The organism is Arthrobacter sp. PAMC25284 (assembly GCF_019443425.1).
In the GTDB taxonomy this organism is placed as follows: domain Bacteria; phylum Actinomycetota; class Actinomycetes; order Actinomycetales; family Micrococcaceae; genus Arthrobacter; species Arthrobacter oryzae_A.
Map to the genome: position 1 here is coordinate 3,259,637 of NZ_CP080382.1, position 16,948 is coordinate 3,276,584.

Below are 16,948 nucleotides of genomic sequence, written 5' to 3' on the forward strand. Positions count from 1 at the left end.
TGTGCCGGTTGGGTCCGTAAAGCCGGGCTGAAAAGCCATGGCAAAACGGGGACGGGTCCTCACCCCGGGCGGGATGAATACTTCCGGCTGCGCAAGACCGGCGTGAGCCGGCGCAAAGCTGCCGCAGCGGTCGGGATACATCTGCGGACCGCCGAAGAGTGGGACCAGGGAATCCGTAAGTCCGGCGGCCGACGCATTTACCCGGATGGCCGGATCGTCGGCTACAAACGTGGTGTGACCACCATGGACCCTCCCGCCGGCACGACCGGAACGACCCTGGTCCCCGTACCGGTATCAGCGTTGGAGAAACCTATCGATCCGCGGTTCCTGACCGTGCAGGAACGGGAGCTGATCCGGGACCTGCACGCCGCCGGCACTTCGATCAGGGCGATCGCCCACACTCTGGGACGATCGCCCTCAACGATCAGCCGCGAGCTGGGCCGAAATGCCGATCCCCTGATGGGATACCTGCCCCACGGAGCTCATCGGAAGGCTGCTGCCCGGCGGGCCCGGCCCAAGACGGCCAAACTCGCAGGCGACTCGGACCTGCGTGACTACGTGAAGGACAAGCTGCTCATACGCTGGTCTCCGGAGCAGATCAGCCACACGTTGGTCGAAGAGTTCCCCGACAACCCGGAGATGCGTGTGAGCCCAGAGACGATTTATCAAGCCCTCTATGTCCAGGCCAGAGGCGGGCTCAAACGCGAGATACAGGCAGCGCTGCGCACCGGCCGGACCCGCCGCAAACCCCACCGCACCGGCGAGCAGCGCACCCCCCGGTTCGTGGACCCGATGGTCATGATCTCGGAGCGCCCGCCCGAGATCGAGGACCGCGCCGTGCCAGGCCATTGGGAGGGGGACCTTATCACCGGCGCCTACAACCAGTCAGCGATCGCGACCCTGGTCGAACGCACCACCCGCTACGTGATGCTCGTCCACCTGCCAAATGACCACACGGCCGAAACAGTCCGCGACGGACTCGTCACGACCATGGCCACCCTGCCGGCACACCTGCGAGGCTCACTGACCTGGGACCAGGGCGCCGAAATGGCCACCCACCGATCATTCACCCTTGCCACCGACATGCCCGTCTATTTCTGCGACCCCGCCAGCCCCTGGCAACGCGGCTCCAACGAGAACACCAACGGACTGCTGCGCCAGTACTTCCCCAAGGGCACCGACCTGTCCGCCTACGGGCCCGAAGACCTCGAACACGTCGCGCAGGAACTCAACGGACGCCCACGCAAAACGCTCGGCTGGAATACTCCAGCCGAGCGTCTACGTGATTTACTACTAACCACCTAACCAACAGGTGTTGCAACGACCCCTAGAATCCAAGCAGACGTCCGCGGCTCTTTCGTTGGTGCTGCCGGGTCGGTGTTACCAGGAGGTGCGGTCGAACTGGATTGCCACCACGTACAGGTGTTTGCCCTGTTCGATCTTCTCGACTTCCACAACGCGGACCTTCGTCTCCGGGAGCACGTCCAGCGGCCGGCCGATGCCGATTCCGTAGCTGACCACGCCCTCGAAGTCGCCGGCAGAGGCGTATTTGGTCAAGGCCACGTACCCGATCGCGGCCGGTGGTGCGCTCGTGACCGAGCTGGCGGAGCCATCGGCGGTGTGTGCCTGGGCGCCGCGGAACGCCACCTCCAGGATGCTCCCTGTATTGGGCATCGGAATCGGCTCTCCGCTGCCGTCCGCGATCAGCTGCGGAACGACTTCGATGTCGTAACCGGGGAAGCCCCCTTCGAACCGGAAGCTTAACTGGTCATACGGCGGGGTGTTCGCGGGATGCTGACCCGAACCGATGCTGTAAAGCGTGGGCAGCGGAGCCGCGGGCGGCGGGGCGATCGGTACGGGGTTTTCGTGGGTTGTCTGGAATGCTCCGGCCCCGGGCCAGGCCCATTCGTGGGTGACCTTGGACGCGATCACCATGTCCCCCGCAAGCGGAGGAACCCTCTCATCCCATTCTCCGGGGCCGGTGGACGTGGCCGACGGGACCGGAGAAGCGGTCGCGGGAGTTGTCGACGCAGTGGCTGTTTCACTCGCCGCCGCGGTCCCGCTGGAGGCGGTACCCGCCCCGGGTTCGGGCGGTGACGCGGTGCAGGCCGTCAGTACCAGCAGGAACGCCAGCGTTCCCAGGCCGGCGTTCCTCACTGCAACCGTGCTGGCGATCGCGCGGACGTTGATTTTAGGCATCATCGGCTCCCATCGACGGGATTAGCCTAGGGCCCGGCGGCGGGACAGGTCAGGGCCAAAAGTCCCCCTGCCCGGGCAGCACTGGGCTAGAGTCGTGGCTATCACTGCAGGAACGCAGACCGGCCTACGTCGGACGGAAACCCGGGCGTGGCTGAGTTCTGCCCCAGACCCGTAAGGGGTTCACATATGCGATACGTAGTTGGCTACACCCCCAATGACCGCGGCGCGGATGCCGTCGCCCTCGCCTCAGCCATGGCCCGCGCGCAGGGGGCCCATCTCGACCTGGTCTACGTCGTGCACGGGCGTACGACTGCCTCGCAGATGCGCCCGGAGGCGATGCACGCCAGTGCCGTGGCGCAGGATATCCGCATGGCCGAACGTCACGGCATGGAACTCGTTCCGAAGGGCATTGAAGCCCGCTTTCATGTCCGGAAAGCGGAGTCGTTCGCGGCCGGCCTCATCGAGGCAGCGGTGGAGTACCGGGCCGGGCTGATCGTCGTCGGCGCCGCCAGCAACGGCTTGTTCAAACGGCATACGGTCGGCAGTGTGGCAAACGCGCTGCTCCACGCCGCACCGGTCCCGGTGGCACTCGCGCCGCGCGGCTACCACCAGCCGGACCCCATCAGGCGGCTGACCCTGGCCGTGGGCCAACGGACCGGCGCGGAGGCCGCGATCGACGTCGCGATTGAAGCCTCCGGGCGCCGCGGCGTGCCGCTCCGGCTGGTGTCCCTCGTGGAGCTCGACGCCGAAAGAGACGGCGGGGATAATGTCAACGCCGCCCACATCCATGCCAACACGGTCCTGGCCGCAGCCGCCCGGCGGCTGCCGGAAGGACACCCGGTCGCCGTGGAGGTTGCGCACGGCCGCAGCATCGAGGAGGCCATTGATGACCTGGATTGGGACGACGCCGAGATCCTCGTTGTCGGTTCCTCCCGCCTTGCGGAAAAGAACAAACTCTTCATTGGCAGCACAGCCAACAAGGTCCTCCGGGCGCTGCCCGTTCCGATGGTCGTGGTCCCGCGCGACTATGAGCGCGTGGACACGATCCCTGCGGACTAAAGCGGGCCCGGGGGATTGACGTGGCCCGCGGCGGGCCGCCCGGGCCGCCCGCGGGCCTTGGCTGCCGGGTGTCTAAACCGTGGCGCGGGCGAGCTTGCGCATCAGTGAGTTCTTCCGCGTTGCCCGGAGCATGTCCACGGTGAGCACCACAAGGGCCAGCCAGACGATGCCGAAACCGATCCAGCGGTCCGGCGTCATGGCCTCCCTGAGGACCGTCAGTGCCACGATGAACTGCAATACGGGGGCGAGGTATTGCAGCAGGCCGATAGTCGTCATCGGCAAACGGCGGGCGGAAGCGCCGAACAGCAGCAAAGGCACTGCGGTGATGATGCCCGCGGCCGCCAGCAGCCAGAAGTGCCCCGCACCCTGGGTAGTCAGGGTGGCGGTTCCGTTGAGTGCCAGGACGATCATGGCGGCGGCGGCTGTCGGTGCCAGCACGATGGTCTCGACAGTGAGGCTCGTGACGGCGTCAACCCGTGGTCCGACGCGTTTTTTCATGAAGCCGTAGAGGCCGAAGCTGAACGCCAGCGTGAGCGCAATCCAAGGCAGCTTCCCGTAGGAGACCGTCAGCGCACCGACGGCGACAAAGCCGATGCCGACGGCGGCCCACTGTAACGGCCGCAGCTTTTCCTTCAGCACGATCACGCCCAGCAGCACGGAGACGAGCGGATTAATAAAGTAGCCCAGAGAGGCTTCGACCGCCTGGCCGGTGGTCACGCCGTAGACGTAGACCAGCCAGTTTATGGCGATCAGCACGGCTGCGATGGTGAGCGGTCCGAGCACGGTGCGGTTCCGGAAGGCTGAGCCCAGAACCCGCCAGGTACGGGTCACGGTGATCAGCCCGAGGCAGAAAATTACTGACCAGACGACCCGGTTGGCGACGATTTCGATGGCGCCGGCCGGCTGCAGGAGGAAGAAATACAGGGGCATCAGGCCCCACAGGCCGTAGGCCGCAATCCCGAACAGGGCTCCCGATTTGGTTTCCGTGTCGACCGGCTTGAGCGCGGCCCGGGGCACGGCGGGGCTGCCTGCCGGCGGAGCGGCGCGCCCGGCTGTCAACGGGTTGGAGGGCACGGAATTGTCGGGGGTCGGCACATGGTCAATAACACCACACCGCGGGGCGCTATTCCTGCCACGCGGCAGTCCTGGCCGCCGGGACCCCGGCGGGCGGCGTCCCGGCGGACCCCCATCCGGCGCCGGCGACATTTAGAATAGGGGAATTCTGTGCTGCATGAACCGGCGCAGCCGCCACGACTCAGAAGGGCTCCCGTGTCCAACTCGGCCGAATCCACGTCCAAGCGTCCTCTCCGCGTTGCGATTGTTGGTGCCGGACCGGCGGGTGTGTACGCCGCGGACATCCTGACAAAGTCCAACGAGGTCAAGGGCGGCGATTTCGAGGTCAGCATTGATCTCTTCGAGGCCTATCCGGCGCCCTACGGACTGATCCGCTACGGCGTGGCGCCGGACCACCCGCGGATCAAGGGAATCGTGAACGCCCTGCACAAAGTCCTGGACCGCGGGGACATCCGGTTCCTCGGCAACATCACCTACGGCCGGGACCTGACCCTGCATGACTTCCGGGCTTTCTACGATGCCGTGATCTTCTCCACGGGCGCCATCAAGGACGCGGACCTGGATATCCCGGGCATCGAACTCGACGGATCGTTCGGCGGGGCGGACTTCGTCTCCTGGTACGACGGCCACCCCGACGTTCCGCGCGAGTGGCCGCTGGAGGCCAAGGAAATCGCGGTGATCGGCAACGGCAATGTGGCCCTCGACGTCGCCCGCATGCTGGCCAAACACGCCGACGAACTGCTCGCCACGGAAATCCCGGACAACGTCTATCAGGCGCTGAAAAACTCCCCGGTCACAGACGTGCACGTCTTCGGCCGGCGGGGCCCGGCCCAGGTGAAGTTCACGCCGTTGGAATTGCGTGAACTCAGCCATGCCAACGACGTGGACATCGTCCTCTACCCGGAGGACTTTGAGTTCGATCAGGCCTCGGATGAGGCTATCCGCAGCAACAACCAGACCCGGACCATGGTTAACACCCTCACCAACTGGCTCGTGGAGGACCACACCGAGGCCGAGGCCCCGTCCTCCCGCCGGCTGCATCTACACTTCCTGCACAGCCCCGTCCAGATCCACGACGCCGGGGGGAACACCTCCGGCCCCGGCAAGGTTGCCGGGATCAAGTTCGAGCGCATGCAGCTGGACGGTACAGGCAACGTTAAGGGAACGGGGGAGTTCGTCGACTACCCGGTCCAGGCTGTCTACCGCGCCATCGGCTATCACGGCTCGCCGTTGGATGAACTGGAATATGATGCCCGCCGCGGCATCGTCCCCAATGAAGGCGGCCGTGTGCTCGACGCCGCAGGGAACCCCGTCCCGGGAATCTACACCACGGGCTGGATCAAACGTGGACCGGTCGGACTGATCGGCCACACGAAGGGCGATGCCCTGGAGACCATCGGGTTCCTGCTCGAAGACCGTTTGTCCCTGCCGCCGGCGGAAAACCCGGACCCGGAGGCCATCATCGAGCTGTTGGAAGCCCGTGGGGTTAAATACACCACCTGGGAAGGCTGGATGAAGCTGGACGCCCACGAGCTCGCCCTCGGCGCGGAGTGGTCGGCCGACGGCGGCGCCGTCGTGCGGGAACGCATCAAGGTGGTTCCGCGCGAGGACATGATCGCGATCTCCCGCAAATAGCAGCCCGGCCCGGCCAGGCGCCGACAGCAGGCGCTCCCAGCCGGCGCCGTTTCGACCGGTCCGTGCACAGAAGACGTTGCGGCACATCGAGTGTGTACGGAACCGTCGAAACGGCCGCGGCCAGTATCGAAACACTCTCCCCCGAACTAGACTCGGAAGGACGCGGCGGGTTCCTGTCTACCGCCGCGGCCATCGGTTGGGAGTTCAATGACGAAGCTCGTCCATGCTGCAGCGCCCGGCGCGTATTCCCCGGAGCTGCGGCAGAAGCACGCCAGCGCAGGCCACGAACAGTTAGGCTCCGGGCTTCCGGGCTTCGCCGCCGCTGAGCCGCTCCACGGCCTGAGCCCCGTGATCCAGGCCTCGTGGCAGCGTTCCGCACTGCTCCATGCCAACCCGGACCAGCCGGCGGCTCCGCTGGCACTGGGCGACGACGAACTCGAGGAGTACCGGCGGCAGCACCCGCTGGCCGCCATCATGCCGGTGATCCACAAGCTTCTGGTCCTGCCCAGCCACGACAGCGGGATGTTGGTGGCGGTCGGTGATGAGCTCGGCCGGCTGCTCTGGGTCGAAGGTGACGCGGCACTGCAACGCCGCGCTGAGGGCATGATGTTTGTTCCCGGGGCCGACTGGTCAGAGGCCACGGTGGGCACCAGCGCACCCGGCACCGCCCTGGCGCTTGGCCGCGGAATCCAGATCGCAGGTGCCGAACACTACAAACGCTCTGTCCACCCGTGGAGTTGTACCGCTGTGCCGTTCCACGATCCGGACTCCGGTGCACTGCTGGGCGTTGTGGACATCACCGGGACGGAGTCCGCGGTGGCGCCGCATACCTTGTCCCTCGTGGAGGCAACAGTGGCCGCGGCCCAGGCCCAGCTGCGGGTGGAACGGCTCCAACTCGCCGCAGCCCGGCAGTCGTCACCGGTACGGCGCCGGAGCACGGCGTCCCCGGCCAGAATCGGGCGGCCGTCCACGGCGCTGGACGATGAGACTCAGCGCAGCAGCCTGTACCGGAACAGCCTCCAGCTGCTGGGTCGTGACCAGGCACTGCTCAGCATCGACGGCCGCACCGTGGCCCTGTCAGCGCGGCACAGCGAGATCCTGGCCCTGCTCAGCATCCATCCCGAAGGACTGAACGCGGAGGAGCTCTGCACCCTGCTCTACCCGGGGGAGGCGTCCACCATGACGCTTCGGGCCGAGATGGTCCGGCTTCGCAAAGTCGTCCAGCAGCTCAGCCCCGACGCGCTCCCGGAGTCGCGCCCTTACCGGCTGCCGGTGGACCTGGTCCCGGATTCGGGCCAGGTTCTCAAGTGCCTGCAGCGCGGCGCCCACCGGATTGCGCTTGAAATTTACCGTGGCGCTGTGTTGCCACGTTCGGAGGCCCCCGGCATCGTTGAGCTCCGGCACAGGGTCTCCTCGCTGCTGCGCGAAGCCCTGCTGACGGACGGCAGCGCGGAGTCACTGCTGAAGTACGCTGAACTGCCCGAGGCCAGGGACGACGCCGGCGTCCGGACAGCGGCGCTGAAGCTGCTGGCGCCCCGCTCGCCGAAGAGGGCCGCCGTCGTCGCCGATCTGGAACGGCTGGAAGCGGAATTCGGCTCCTGAGCGGGGGCAGCCTGCCGCCGGGTGACCCCGGTCACAGCCCTGCAACCTGACTGCAACCTTCCCGCTCCTACGCTGGGTGCAACGGCGGCGCCGTGATCATCGCGCCTCCAATCTTGCACAGCAAAGGAGCTAGCAATATGACTGTTTACGCCCAGCCCGGAACCGAAGGTTCGAAGGTCACGTTCAAGGACCGTTACGAGAACTGGATCGGCGGCGAGTGGGTGGCCCCGATCAAGGGCCAGTATTTCGAGAACATCACCCCGGTCACGGGCAAGGCCTTCTGCGAGGTCGCTCGCGGCACCGCGGAAGACATCGAACTGGCACTGGATGCTGCCCACAAGATCGCTCCGTCCTGGGGCAAAACCTCCGTCGCCGAGCGCGCCGCCATCCTGAACAAGATCGCGGACCGGATCGACGAAAACCTTGAGATGCTCGCCGTCGCGGAGTCCTGGGACAACGGAAAACCGATCCGCGAGACCCTCAACGCGGACCTCCCGCTCGCCGCCGACCACTTCCGCTACTTCGCCTCCGCCGTCCGCGCCCAGGAAGGCCGGCTGTCCCAGCTCGACGACGACACGACCGCCTACCACTACCACGAGCCGCTCGGCGTTGTGGGCCAGATCATTCCCTGGAACTTCCCCATCCTCATGGCCGTCTGGAAGCTCGCCCCCGCGCTCGCGGCCGGCAACGCCGTCGTCCTCAAGCCGGCCGAGCAGACCCCCACCTCGATTCTGGTCCTCATGGAGCTGATTGGTGACCTGCTGCCCGCCGGTGTCCTCAACGTGGTCAACGGCTTCGGCGTCGAGGCCGGCAAGCCGCTCGCCTCCAGCCCGCGGATCCGCAAGATCGCCTTTACCGGAGAGACCACCACGGGCCGGCTGATCAGCCAGTACGCCAGCCAGAACCTGATCCCGGTCACCCTGGAGCTCGGAGGCAAGAGCCCGAACATCTTCTTCAACGACGTCGCCGATTCCAACGACGCCTTCTACGACAAGGCACTCGAGGGCTTCGCACTCTTCGCCTTCAACCAGGGCGAGGTCTGCACGTGCCCGTCCCGCGCCCTGGTCCAGGGCGGCATCTACGATTCCTTTATGGCTGACGCCTTGGCCCGCACGGAAAAGATCATCCAGGGAAACCCGCTGGACACGGACACCCAGCTTGGTGCCCAGGCCTCCAACGACCAGCTCGAGAAGATCCTTTCCTACATGGACATCGGCAAGCAGGAGGGCGCCAAAATCCTCACCGGCGGCGCCCGCGCCGAAATGACCGGCGACCTGGCCGGCGGCTACTACGTCCAGCCGACCATCTTCGAGGGCCACAACAAGATGCGGATCTTCCAGGAAGAGATCTTCGGCCCTGTGGTCTCCGTCGCCCGTTTCAGCGACTACGACGACGCCATGGGCATCGCCAACGACACCCTCTACGGCCTCGGCGCCGGCGTGTGGTCCCGCAACGGCAACGTCGCCTACCGTGCCGGCCGCGAAATCCAGGCCGGCCGCGTGTGGGTCAACAACTACCACGCCTACCCGGCGGGGGCGGCGTTCGGCGGCTACAAGTCCTCCGGCATCGGCCGTGAAAACCACTCCATGATGCTGGACCACTACCAGCAGACCAAGAACCTGCTGGTGTCCTACAACGAGAACAAGCTCGGCTTCTTCTAAAAAGTGGTGAAACCGGGCGGGGCGGATCACGACTGATCCGCCCCGCCCGCCACACCTGTGCGCCTCTGCGGAAGGACCCGGATTTAGCACACGCTTTTCAACCGCACCCCACGCTTGATGACGCAAGGATTTCGCTATGACAACGGCACCGACGACGACAATGCAAGCCGCAGTAGTCACCAAATTTGGCTCTGACTTGGAGATCCAGACCCTCCCCGTGCCTTCTCCCGGCCGGGGTGAGGCGCTCGTGAAAGTACTGACCACCGGCGTCTGCCACACAGACCTCCACGCCGCGGAAGGCGATTGGCCGGTGAAGCCAACACCGCCGTTCATCCCCGGCCACGAAGGCGTCGGCGAGGTTGTTGCCCTCGGTGAGGGCGTTACGGACCTGGCCATCGGAGACCTCGTCGGCAATGCGTGGCTCTGGTCCGCATGCGGCGACTGCCAGTACTGCCGCACCGGTTGGGAAACACTGTGCGAAGCCCAGCAGAATGCCGGCTACAGCGTTGATGGCTCCTTCGGCGAATACATGCTGGTGGACAGCCGGTTCGCGGCCCGGATCCCTGCTGGCTCGGACCCCGTGGACGTGGCCCCGCTGCTTTGCGCAGGGGTGACCGTCTACAAAGGACTCAAAATGACCGAGGCCCGGCCCGGCCAGTGGGTCACGATCTCGGGCATCGGCGGACTCGGCCACATCGCCGTCCAGTACGCGGTTGCCATGGGCCTCCGGGTCGCCGCAGTGGACATTGCCGACGACAAGCTCGCCCTCGCCAAAAAGCACGGTGCGGAACTGACCGTCAATGCCCTGCACGAAGATCCCGTCGAAGTCATTCAGCGCGAAACCGGAGGATGCCATGGAGTCCTGGTCACGGCGGTGCACCCGTCAGCATTCGGCCAGGCGATCGGGATGGCCCGCCGCGGCGGAACGATTGTGTTCAACGGCCTGCCGCCGGGTGACTTCCCGGCCCCGATTTTTGAGATTGTGCTCAAAGGACTGACTGTCCGTGGCTCCATCGTCGGAACTCGACAGGACCTGGAGGAGGCCCTGGAGTTCTATGCCCAGGGCAGGATCCACCCCACTGTCTCCACCCGGGAGCTCTCCGAAGTGAACGCAGTTCTCGACGAAATGAAGCACGCCAAAATTGACGGCCGCGTTGTGCTGCGGTTCTGACCAAGAAAGGCCTCTGATGCCAGCGACGAAGCTCGACGCCGCCGTGACCCGTCCCGGTGAGGACTTCTCCCGGGTGGCGCTTACCCCAGAAGCCGTTGAACTGCTGCGGAAACTGTGGCTCCAGCACGGCCCGCTGATGTTCCACCAGTCCGGCGGCTGCTGCGACGGCTCCTCACCCATGTGCTACCCGGCCGGGGAGTTTCTCACCGGCGACTCGGACGTGCTGCTGGGATTGTTTGACGTCTCGGACGGACTGCAGCCCCAGCCTCTCGAGTTCTGGATGTCCAAGGAACAGTTCAACTACTGGAGCCACACCCACCTGACGGTCGACGTCGTCCCCGGCCGGGGGAGCGGCTTCTCGGTGGAAGCGCCGGAGGGCAAACGGTTCCTGATCCGTTCCACGCTGATGAACTGGCCCGTCTGACTTACAGACGGCTGGAAATTACGAATGACACCACGGGAGGCCCGCGCCGGGAACACCGGCACGGGCCTCCTGGCGTCTCACGATGTGGGATAACTGCGACCGTCCACAGGGTGGATATTACGATAAATAGGTCTATTTCCCTCCAGCTATTGAAATCGTGGATTTTTTATGAATGTATTCCGGACCAAATCCATCGAGCAGTCCATCGCGGACGCTGATGAACCCGGACGCAAGCTGAAGCGCACGCTCAGCTCCTGGGACCTGATGATTATGGGCGTCGCCGTTGCGGTGGGCGCAGGCATCTTCTCGGTCGGGGCCAAGGCCGCAGCGAACTTCGCCGGCCCGGCAGTCACCATCTCCTTCGCGATCGCCGCCGTCACCTGCGCGCTCGCCATCATGTGCTACGCCGAATTCGCCACGGCCATCCCGGTCGCCGGATCGGCCTACGTATTCACCTACGCCACAATGGGCGAACTGCTCGCCTGGATCATTGGCTGGAACCTCATCCTGGAACTCTTCACGGCGGCCGCCGTCATCGCCAAGTACTGGGGCATCTACCTCAGTAAGGTCTTCGCGCTGATGGGAGCGGACGTCCCGGCGTCCATCTCACTGGGCGGCGTTGACCTCTACTGGGGCGCCTTCCTGATTGTTGCTGCGTTCACGGTCCTTTTGGTGCTCGGCACGAAGCTCTCCGCCCGCGTCGGAAACGGCTTCACCCTGATCAAGATCGCCGTTGTGCTTTTTGTGATCGTGGTGGGCTTCTCCTACGTGAAGCTTGAGAACTACGCCCCGTTCGTTCCCGCGTCCGAGCCCACGGCGGCCACCGGGGCCGCCGACGTCCTCAAACAGTCCTTCTTCGGGTTCCTCACCGGCGCCGCTCCGGCCCAGTACGGAACACTCGGCATCTTCGCCGGTGCCGCGCTGGTGTTCTTCGCCTTCATCGGATTCGACGTCGTGGCAACCTCCGCCGAGGAAGTCAAAAACCCGCAGAAAACGCTGCCCCGCGGTATTTTTGGCGGACTGGCCGTCGTCACTGTGCTTTACATCCTGGTCTCCCTGGCCCTGACCGGGATGGTGTCCTACACCACGCTCGCTGAGGCCAAGAACCCGACGCTCACCACCGCCTTTGAGGCCGTGGGCAACACCGACGCCGCCAAGGTCATCGCGTTCGGCTCGCTCGTGGGCCTCACCACCGTGATTATGGTCCTCCTGATGGGCCTGTCCCGTGTGGTGCTGGCCATGAGCCGCGACGGCCTGCTGCCCCGCTCGTTGTCCAAGACCAGCACCATTCGTGCGACGCCGGTCCGGCTGCAGATCATCTGCGGCGCGGCCGTGGCCGTCGTGGCCGGGCTGACCAATGTGGACCTGCTGGAGGAAATGATCAACATCGGCACGCTGTCCGCGTTCGTTGTGGTCAGCCTTGGCATTCTGGTGCTGCGGAAGAAACGCCCGGACCTGAAGCCGGCCTTCCGTGTCCCGTTCGGCAAGGTCCTGCCGGTGGTATCCGCCCTGCTCTGCCTCTATCTCATGACGAACCTCGCCGTGGAGACCTGGATCTTCTTCGCCGGCTGGCTCGTGATCGGCATCGCCATCTACTTTTCCTACGGTCAGCGGCATTCCCGGCTGAACGGGAAGTTCGCTGAAGCGAGGGCCTCTGTCAACGGTCCGGCGGCTGAGGAGAGCAGCGGGAAGGCATCCGGGAACGAGGACGCGCTCACCCGCGTCTAGGCAGCCACACGCTGCACCCACACCCTGCAACGCGGGGTCGCTTGGCGCCCATGTTTTGACGGTACATGGACCGTAAGTGACCCCGCGTTGCTTTCTTAGGCGGTTGTGTGGAGGCCGAACCACTCCATCAGAGGCCGCAGCTGCTGCCAGCTCTTGGCCACTTCCCTGGCCGCGTCGGGGGTGGATACCCACTCGGGCCGGCCCACGCTGCTGCCTGTATAAAGCGACTTGAAGGTGAGCAGCTCCGCCCGCGGATGGTCTTTCGGAAAGCCCCGCGGCGCCGTCTTGAGCTGCTCCCCGTCGATGCTGAGGCCGGCGTCGGTAATCCACTGGACAATGGCCCGAAGCGCTTCACCGCTGGCCGGGGCGTCGACGGCGGCGCGGTAGCGGGCCAGTTGCTCCGGCCCGGAAGTGTGCCAGCCGCCGCCGATCATGAATCCGTCAGCACTGACCTGGACGTAGTAGCCCACCCCCTCGACCACGGCGGCGACGGCGCCCTGCGCGGTTTTGTAGGGGGACTTGTCCGGGGAGAACCGGATGTCGCGGTTGGGCCGGAAGAGTTTGAAGGCGCCGAACTCGGGCTCCAGTTCGGCCAGCAGCAGGCTCAGCGGTTCCCTGACCGCGGAGTCATAGACCGGCTTGTGCTCCAGCCACCAGTCCCGGTTGTTGTTCTCTTCAAGGTCGGTGTAGAAGCGGAAGGCTTCGTCGGGAATGCCTGCGAAGGGTGTCATGCCTGCATCCTAGGCACACGGTGGACCCGGCGGCGACGTGCTATGGGGCCGTTGTGGAAAACGCGAAACACCCCGCCACGGTTACCCGTGACGGGGTGTTCAGTACGCAGGCGTCAGCCAGCCGGGGCGGCCGGCCGCAGCAAAAAGGCGCTTAGTACTTGGTAGCTGCCTCGGCGTCGGACTCAGTCTGGCCTGTACCCAGGTTGGCGCGGAGCTTGGCGCCGAGTTCGGCGTCGACGTTCGTCCAGTACTGGATGGCGCGTTCCTTGATCTCGGCGTTCGTCACGCCGCCCACGGCACCGGTGATGGTCTCCAGCAGGCGTGCCTTCTCGCCGTCGTTGAACACCTCGCGGTACAGCGTGCCGGCCTGGCCGAAGTCGCTGTCCTCAACGTGCAGGGAGTGGGCGGAGTGCGTGAGCTCTCCATCGTTCTCCCAGCCGCCGGCGGGGTTCTGGACCTCCACGGCAGCGGGACCGCCGAAGGAGTTCGGTGCGTAGACCGGAGTCGACGGGGCGTTGAAGTGGAACCGGCCCTGGCCGTCCTGGCTGTAGTTGTTCAGCTGGCTCTTGGGCATGTTCACCGGGAGCTGGGCGTGGTTGGTGCCCACGCGGTAACGGTGTGCGTCCGCGTAGGAGAAGATGCGGGCCTGCAGCATCTTGTCCGGCGAGGCAGCGATGCCCGGGACGAAGTTCGACGGCGCAAAAGTGGCCTGCTCGATCTGGGAGAAGTAGTTCTCCGGGTTCTTGTTCAGCTCCATGGAGCCGACCTTGATCAGCGGGTAGTCCGAGTGCGGCCACACCTTGGTCAGGTCGAACGGGTTGAAGCGGTAGCTCTTGGCGTCCTCGTACGGCATGACCTGCACGTGCAGGTCCCAGGACGGGAAGTTGCCGGCAGCAATGTTTTCCTGCAGGTCGCGGATGTAGAAGTCCGCGTCCGAGCCTGCCAGCGCCTCGGCGTCGTCGCCCGACATGGACTTGACGCCCTGGTTGGACTTGAAGTGGTACTTGACCCAGAAACGCTCGCCTTCGGCGTTGATCCACTGGTAGGTGTGCGAGCCGTAGCCCTGCATTTCGCGCCATGAAGCCGGCAGGCCGCGGTCGCCCATGAGCCAGGTGACCTGGTGTGCGGACTCGGGGGAGAGGGTCCAGAAGTCCCACTGCATGTCCGCGTCGCGCAGGTGCGTGCCCGGCAGGCGCTTCTGCGAGTGGATGAAGTCCGGGAACTTGATCCCGTCGCGGATGAAGAAGACGGGGGTGTTGTTGCCAACGAGGTCGTAGTTGCCCTCGGTGGTGTAGAACTTCACGGCAAAGCCGCGGGGATCGCGCCAGGTGTCGGGCGAGCCTGCTTCGCCGGCGACGGAGGAGAAACGGATGAGCATGTCCGTTTCGGTGCCGGGCTGGAACAGCGCGGCCTTGGTGTACTTCGAGACGTCGGCCGTGGTGGTGAAGGTGCCGAACGCGCCGCCGCCCTTGGCGTGCACGACGCGCTCCGGCACCCGCTCGCGGTTGAACTGGGCGAGCTTCTCGATCAGGTAGTGATCGGTGAGGATGATCGCACCGTCGGCGCCGACGGACTTCGAGTGGGCGTCGGACGTGACGGGGGCGCCGGACTGTGTCGTGGACACGGCGGGCGCAGAGATGTTCTCAGTCATCGTTCTCCTTCTGGTTGGGTTAGTTGGTGTCGGTGGAGGAAAGTTTTTGGGTGCGCTGGCAGTCCTGGCAGATGCCCTGGTACATCACGTCAGCGATCTGGATAGTCATCGGCCGGGCCGTCTCGTCCCAGTGCGGGGTGAGGCAGGGGGCATGGCCGACGGCGCAGTCCACGTCCTCCACGCGGCCGCAACCGATGCAGATGGCGTGGTGGTGGTTGTCTCCCACGCGCGTCTCGTAAAGGGCGGGGGAGTGCGGAGGCTCGAAGCGGCGCAGCATCTCCAGGTCGGTCAGGTCGCCGAGGACCACATAGACGGACTGCGCGGTGAGCTCGGGCAGTTCCTGCCGTGCGGAGGCCAGGATGGTCTCCGCGGGGGAATGCGGGTGATGTTCGACGGCGGTCAGCACCGCCAGGCGCTGTTTCGTCACGCGGCGGCCGTGGGCGCGCAGGGCTGCGGCCCATGCCTCGTGGGTGCCCGGGGAATCCGTCATGTTCCCATTCAATCACTTATTGTGATTTCCTCACAATAAGGGAAGGCTAACTGTGTCAGTTCCTGTCACGGGGCGATGACCTCGGCGCGACTAAACTGGAGGCTGAGGGATGGGCCTGGAGACCATGGCATCGGGAGGATCAGTGCACCAGCACCATAACGGACTAAAAACGGTGGCCCTTTTCGGCGTGCTGTGGGCGGTGCTGCTGGGCCTGGGCGCGGTAATCGGCGTTGGGACGCGCAGCTCCGCACCCATCTGGATCATGGCGCTGATCGGCGTCGGGACCACCGCTTACGGGTACTGGAACAGCGACAAGATCGCGATCCGGGCCATGCAGGCCTATCCCGTGACCGAGGCTGAGGCGCCGGAGCTGTACCGGATCGTCCGCGAACTGTCGGTCCGGGCCGGCCAGCCGATGCCGGCAATCTATCTCTCGCCCGCCATGACCCCCAACGCCTTCGCCACCGGCCGGAATCCGAAGAATGCAGCCGTCTGCTGCACAGCGGGCATGCTTCAGCTGCTGGACGGCCGAGAGATCCGGGGCGTGCTGGGGCACGAACTTATGCACGTGTACAACCGCGACATCCTGACCGCTTCCGTCGCAGCCGCCGTCGCCGGTGTGATCACCTCGGCAGGACAGTTTATGTTGTTCTTCGGCGGCGGTCGGCGCAACTCGAACCCGCTGGCGATGATCGCCATGGCGCTGCTGGCACCGTTTGCGGCATCGCTGATCCAGATGGCCATCTCACGGACCAGGGAGTACGACGCCGACGAGGACGGTTCCACGCTCACCGGCGACCCGCTGGGGCTCGCCTCCGCCCTGCGCAAGATCGAGCAGGGAGTGCAGCTCGCACCGCTGCCACAGGAGCAGAAACTGGTCAACGCCTCACACCTGATGATCGCCAACCCGTTCCGCGGCGGGGCCATGGTGAAAATGTTTTCCACGCACCCGCCCATGAAAGAACGGATCGGCCGCCTCGAACGGATGGCCGGACGCCCGCTGGGCTGAAACCGCACCAGCCGGGCGGCCATCCCGGCCACTAGTCGTCTGGCTGGTCCAGAGTACGGGCGTAGCAGACCGAGAGCGCCTCGCCGCGGTACGGCCCGTAGTTCGGGATCAGCCGGTAGCCTTCGCGCTCGTAGAATCGGATGGCGTCCGGTTGCGCCTCGCCGGTTTCAAGCCGGAGCTCGCTTAGCCCTCTGCTCAGGGCCTCCGCCTCGAGTGCGCGCAGCACGGCCGCCGCAGCTCCACTGCCGCGGCTGGCCGGCAGCACGTACATCCGCTTGATCTCAGCGGACGCGTCATCCAGGAGTCGCAAGGCACCGCAGCCCACGGCGGCCCCGGAGCCGTCCCGGGCGACCACAAATACGGCGATGTCTGCCGCCGTCGGGGGCAAACCCGGCTCGTGGTCGCCACTGCCGTAGCGGGCGTCGAGTTCCGCACGCTGCGCACGGCGCAACTCCTCGCCGTCAGGCGTGTCCCACGGCACGGAGCCCACGGTAAATACCCCAGCCACGCTGCA

15 protein-coding genes are annotated in these 16,948 nt (G+C 65.6%); 9 read left to right on the forward strand and 6 right to left on the reverse strand.

All coding sequences use genetic code 11. The features are described 5' to 3' along the window. Window positions 1-243: 243 nt before the first annotated feature. Entirely contained in the window at window positions 244-1,305 is a 1,062-nt protein-coding gene (locus tag KY499_RS15080; protein WP_375141151.1) for an IS30 family transposase, read from the forward strand. Window positions 1,306-1,380: 75 nt separating this feature from the next. On the opposite strand, the gene KY499_RS15085 is transcribed toward KY499_RS15080, so the two are convergent. Then, window positions 1,381-2,199 carry a hypothetical protein gene (locus KY499_RS15085; protein ID WP_219885746.1) on the reverse strand — a complete coding sequence of 273 codons (819 nt, stop codon included), beginning with the start codon at window positions 2,197-2,199 and terminating at the stop codon, window positions 1,381-1,383. A gap of 186 nt (window positions 2,200-2,385) precedes the next feature. Between KY499_RS15085 and KY499_RS15090 the strand changes: the two genes are divergently transcribed. Further along, a complete protein-coding gene (locus KY499_RS15090) occupies window positions 2,386-3,258 on the forward strand; it encodes a universal stress protein (protein ID WP_219885747.1) in 873 nt (290 codons plus the stop codon). A gap of 72 nt (window positions 3,259-3,330) precedes the next feature. Here the strand turns inward: KY499_RS15090 and rarD are convergent, their stop codons facing one another. Next, window positions 3,331-4,353, reverse strand: a complete 1,023-nt coding sequence (gene rarD, locus KY499_RS15095) for an EamA family transporter RarD (RefSeq protein WP_219885748.1) — start codon at window positions 4,351-4,353, stop codon at window positions 3,331-3,333. Window positions 4,354-4,527: 174 nt separating this feature from the next. Here rarD and KY499_RS15100 point away from each other — a divergent pair, with 174 nt between their 5' ends. From KY499_RS15100 to KY499_RS15125, 6 genes are all read left to right on the forward strand, one after another. Then, window positions 4,528-5,967, forward strand: a complete 1,440-nt coding sequence (locus tag KY499_RS15100; RefSeq protein WP_219885749.1) for an FAD-dependent oxidoreductase — start codon at window positions 4,528-4,530, stop codon at window positions 5,965-5,967. 207 nt (window positions 5,968-6,174) lie between these two features. Then, window positions 6,175-7,569: a GAF domain-containing protein gene (locus tag KY499_RS15105; protein ID WP_219885750.1), complete on the forward strand. Its 1,395-nt coding sequence runs from the start codon at window positions 6,175-6,177 to the stop codon at window positions 7,567-7,569. A 137-nt stretch (window positions 7,570-7,706) separates the two neighbouring features. After that, on the forward strand, window positions 7,707-9,230 hold the full coding sequence (locus tag KY499_RS15110) for an aldehyde dehydrogenase family protein (RefSeq protein WP_219885751.1): 1,524 nt from the start codon (window positions 7,707-7,709) through the stop codon (window positions 9,228-9,230). 160 nt (window positions 9,231-9,390) lie between these two features. Next, entirely contained in the window at window positions 9,391-10,401 is a 1,011-nt protein-coding gene (gene adhP, locus KY499_RS15115; protein WP_123256999.1) for an alcohol dehydrogenase AdhP, read from the forward strand. Window positions 10,402-10,417: 16 nt separating this feature from the next. Continuing rightward, a complete protein-coding gene (locus KY499_RS15120; protein ID WP_123257000.1) occupies window positions 10,418-10,825 on the forward strand; it encodes a DUF779 domain-containing protein in 408 nt (135 codons plus the stop codon). Window positions 10,826-10,993: 168 nt separating this feature from the next. Then, on the forward strand, window positions 10,994-12,553 hold the full coding sequence (locus KY499_RS15125; protein WP_219885752.1) for an amino acid permease: 1,560 nt from the start codon (window positions 10,994-10,996) through the stop codon (window positions 12,551-12,553). Between the two features lie 95 nt (window positions 12,554-12,648). On the opposite strand, the gene KY499_RS15130 is transcribed toward KY499_RS15125, so the two are convergent. The 3 genes from KY499_RS15130 to KY499_RS15140 form a co-directional block, all read right to left on the reverse strand. Beyond that, window positions 12,649-13,284 (reverse strand): DUF2461 domain-containing protein, encoded by a 636-nt coding sequence (locus tag KY499_RS15130; RefSeq protein ID WP_219885753.1) that lies wholly within the window; start codon window positions 13,282-13,284, stop codon window positions 12,649-12,651. Between the two features lie 151 nt (window positions 13,285-13,435). Then, the gene (locus KY499_RS15135; RefSeq protein WP_219885754.1) at window positions 13,436-14,935 is read right to left on the reverse strand and encodes a catalase; all 1,500 of its coding nucleotides are present in this window, start codon (window positions 14,933-14,935) and stop codon (window positions 13,436-13,438) included. Window positions 14,936-14,954: 19 nt separating this feature from the next. Beyond that, the gene (locus KY499_RS15140) at window positions 14,955-15,425 is read right to left on the reverse strand and encodes a Fur family transcriptional regulator (protein ID WP_219885755.1); all 471 of its coding nucleotides are present in this window, start codon (window positions 15,423-15,425) and stop codon (window positions 14,955-14,957) included. Between the two features lie 142 nt (window positions 15,426-15,567). Between KY499_RS15140 and htpX the strand changes: the two genes are divergently transcribed. Next, on the forward strand, window positions 15,568-16,434 hold the full coding sequence (gene htpX / locus KY499_RS15145) for a zinc metalloprotease HtpX (RefSeq protein WP_219885756.1): 867 nt from the start codon (window positions 15,568-15,570) through the stop codon (window positions 16,432-16,434). A 31-nt stretch (window positions 16,435-16,465) separates the two neighbouring features. Here the strand turns inward: htpX and KY499_RS15150 are convergent, their stop codons facing one another. After that, on the reverse strand, window positions 16,466-16,942 hold the full coding sequence (locus tag KY499_RS15150) for a GNAT family N-acetyltransferase (RefSeq protein ID WP_123257097.1): 477 nt from the start codon (window positions 16,940-16,942) through the stop codon (window positions 16,466-16,468). Window positions 16,943-16,948 lie beyond the last annotated feature (6 nt).

What these genes read in the sequence shown, in the direction of transcription:
- KY499_RS15140 (WP_219885755.1), bottom strand. Translation starts at nt 15,425, where the DNA reads ATGACGGATTCCCCGGGCACCCACGAGGCATGGGCCGCAGCCCTGCGC.
- KY499_RS15105 (WP_219885750.1), top strand. Translation starts at nt 6,175, where the DNA reads ATGACGAAGCTCGTCCATGCTGCAGCGCCCGGCGCGTATTCCCCGGAG.
- KY499_RS15090 (WP_219885747.1), top strand. Translation starts at nt 2,386, where the DNA reads ATGCGATACGTAGTTGGCTACACCCCCAATGACCGCGGCGCGGATGCC.
- KY499_RS15080 (WP_375141151.1), top strand. Translation starts at nt 244, where the DNA reads ATGGACCCTCCCGCCGGCACGACCGGAACGACCCTGGTCCCCGTACCG.
- KY499_RS15135 (WP_219885754.1), bottom strand. Translation starts at nt 14,935, where the DNA reads ATGACTGAGAACATCTCTGCGCCCGCCGTGTCCACGACACAGTCCGGC.
- KY499_RS15120 (WP_123257000.1), top strand. Translation starts at nt 10,418, where the DNA reads ATGCCAGCGACGAAGCTCGACGCCGCCGTGACCCGTCCCGGTGAGGAC.
- KY499_RS15125 (WP_219885752.1), top strand. Translation starts at nt 10,994, where the DNA reads ATGAATGTATTCCGGACCAAATCCATCGAGCAGTCCATCGCGGACGCT.
- KY499_RS15110 (WP_219885751.1), top strand. Translation starts at nt 7,707, where the DNA reads ATGACTGTTTACGCCCAGCCCGGAACCGAAGGTTCGAAGGTCACGTTC.
- adhP (WP_123256999.1), top strand. Translation starts at nt 9,391, where the DNA reads ATGCAAGCCGCAGTAGTCACCAAATTTGGCTCTGACTTGGAGATCCAG.
- KY499_RS15085 (WP_219885746.1), bottom strand. Translation starts at nt 2,199, where the DNA reads ATGCCTAAAATCAACGTCCGCGCGATCGCCAGCACGGTTGCAGTGAGG.
- KY499_RS15130 (WP_219885753.1), bottom strand. Translation starts at nt 13,284, where the DNA reads ATGACACCCTTCGCAGGCATTCCCGACGAAGCCTTCCGCTTCTACACC.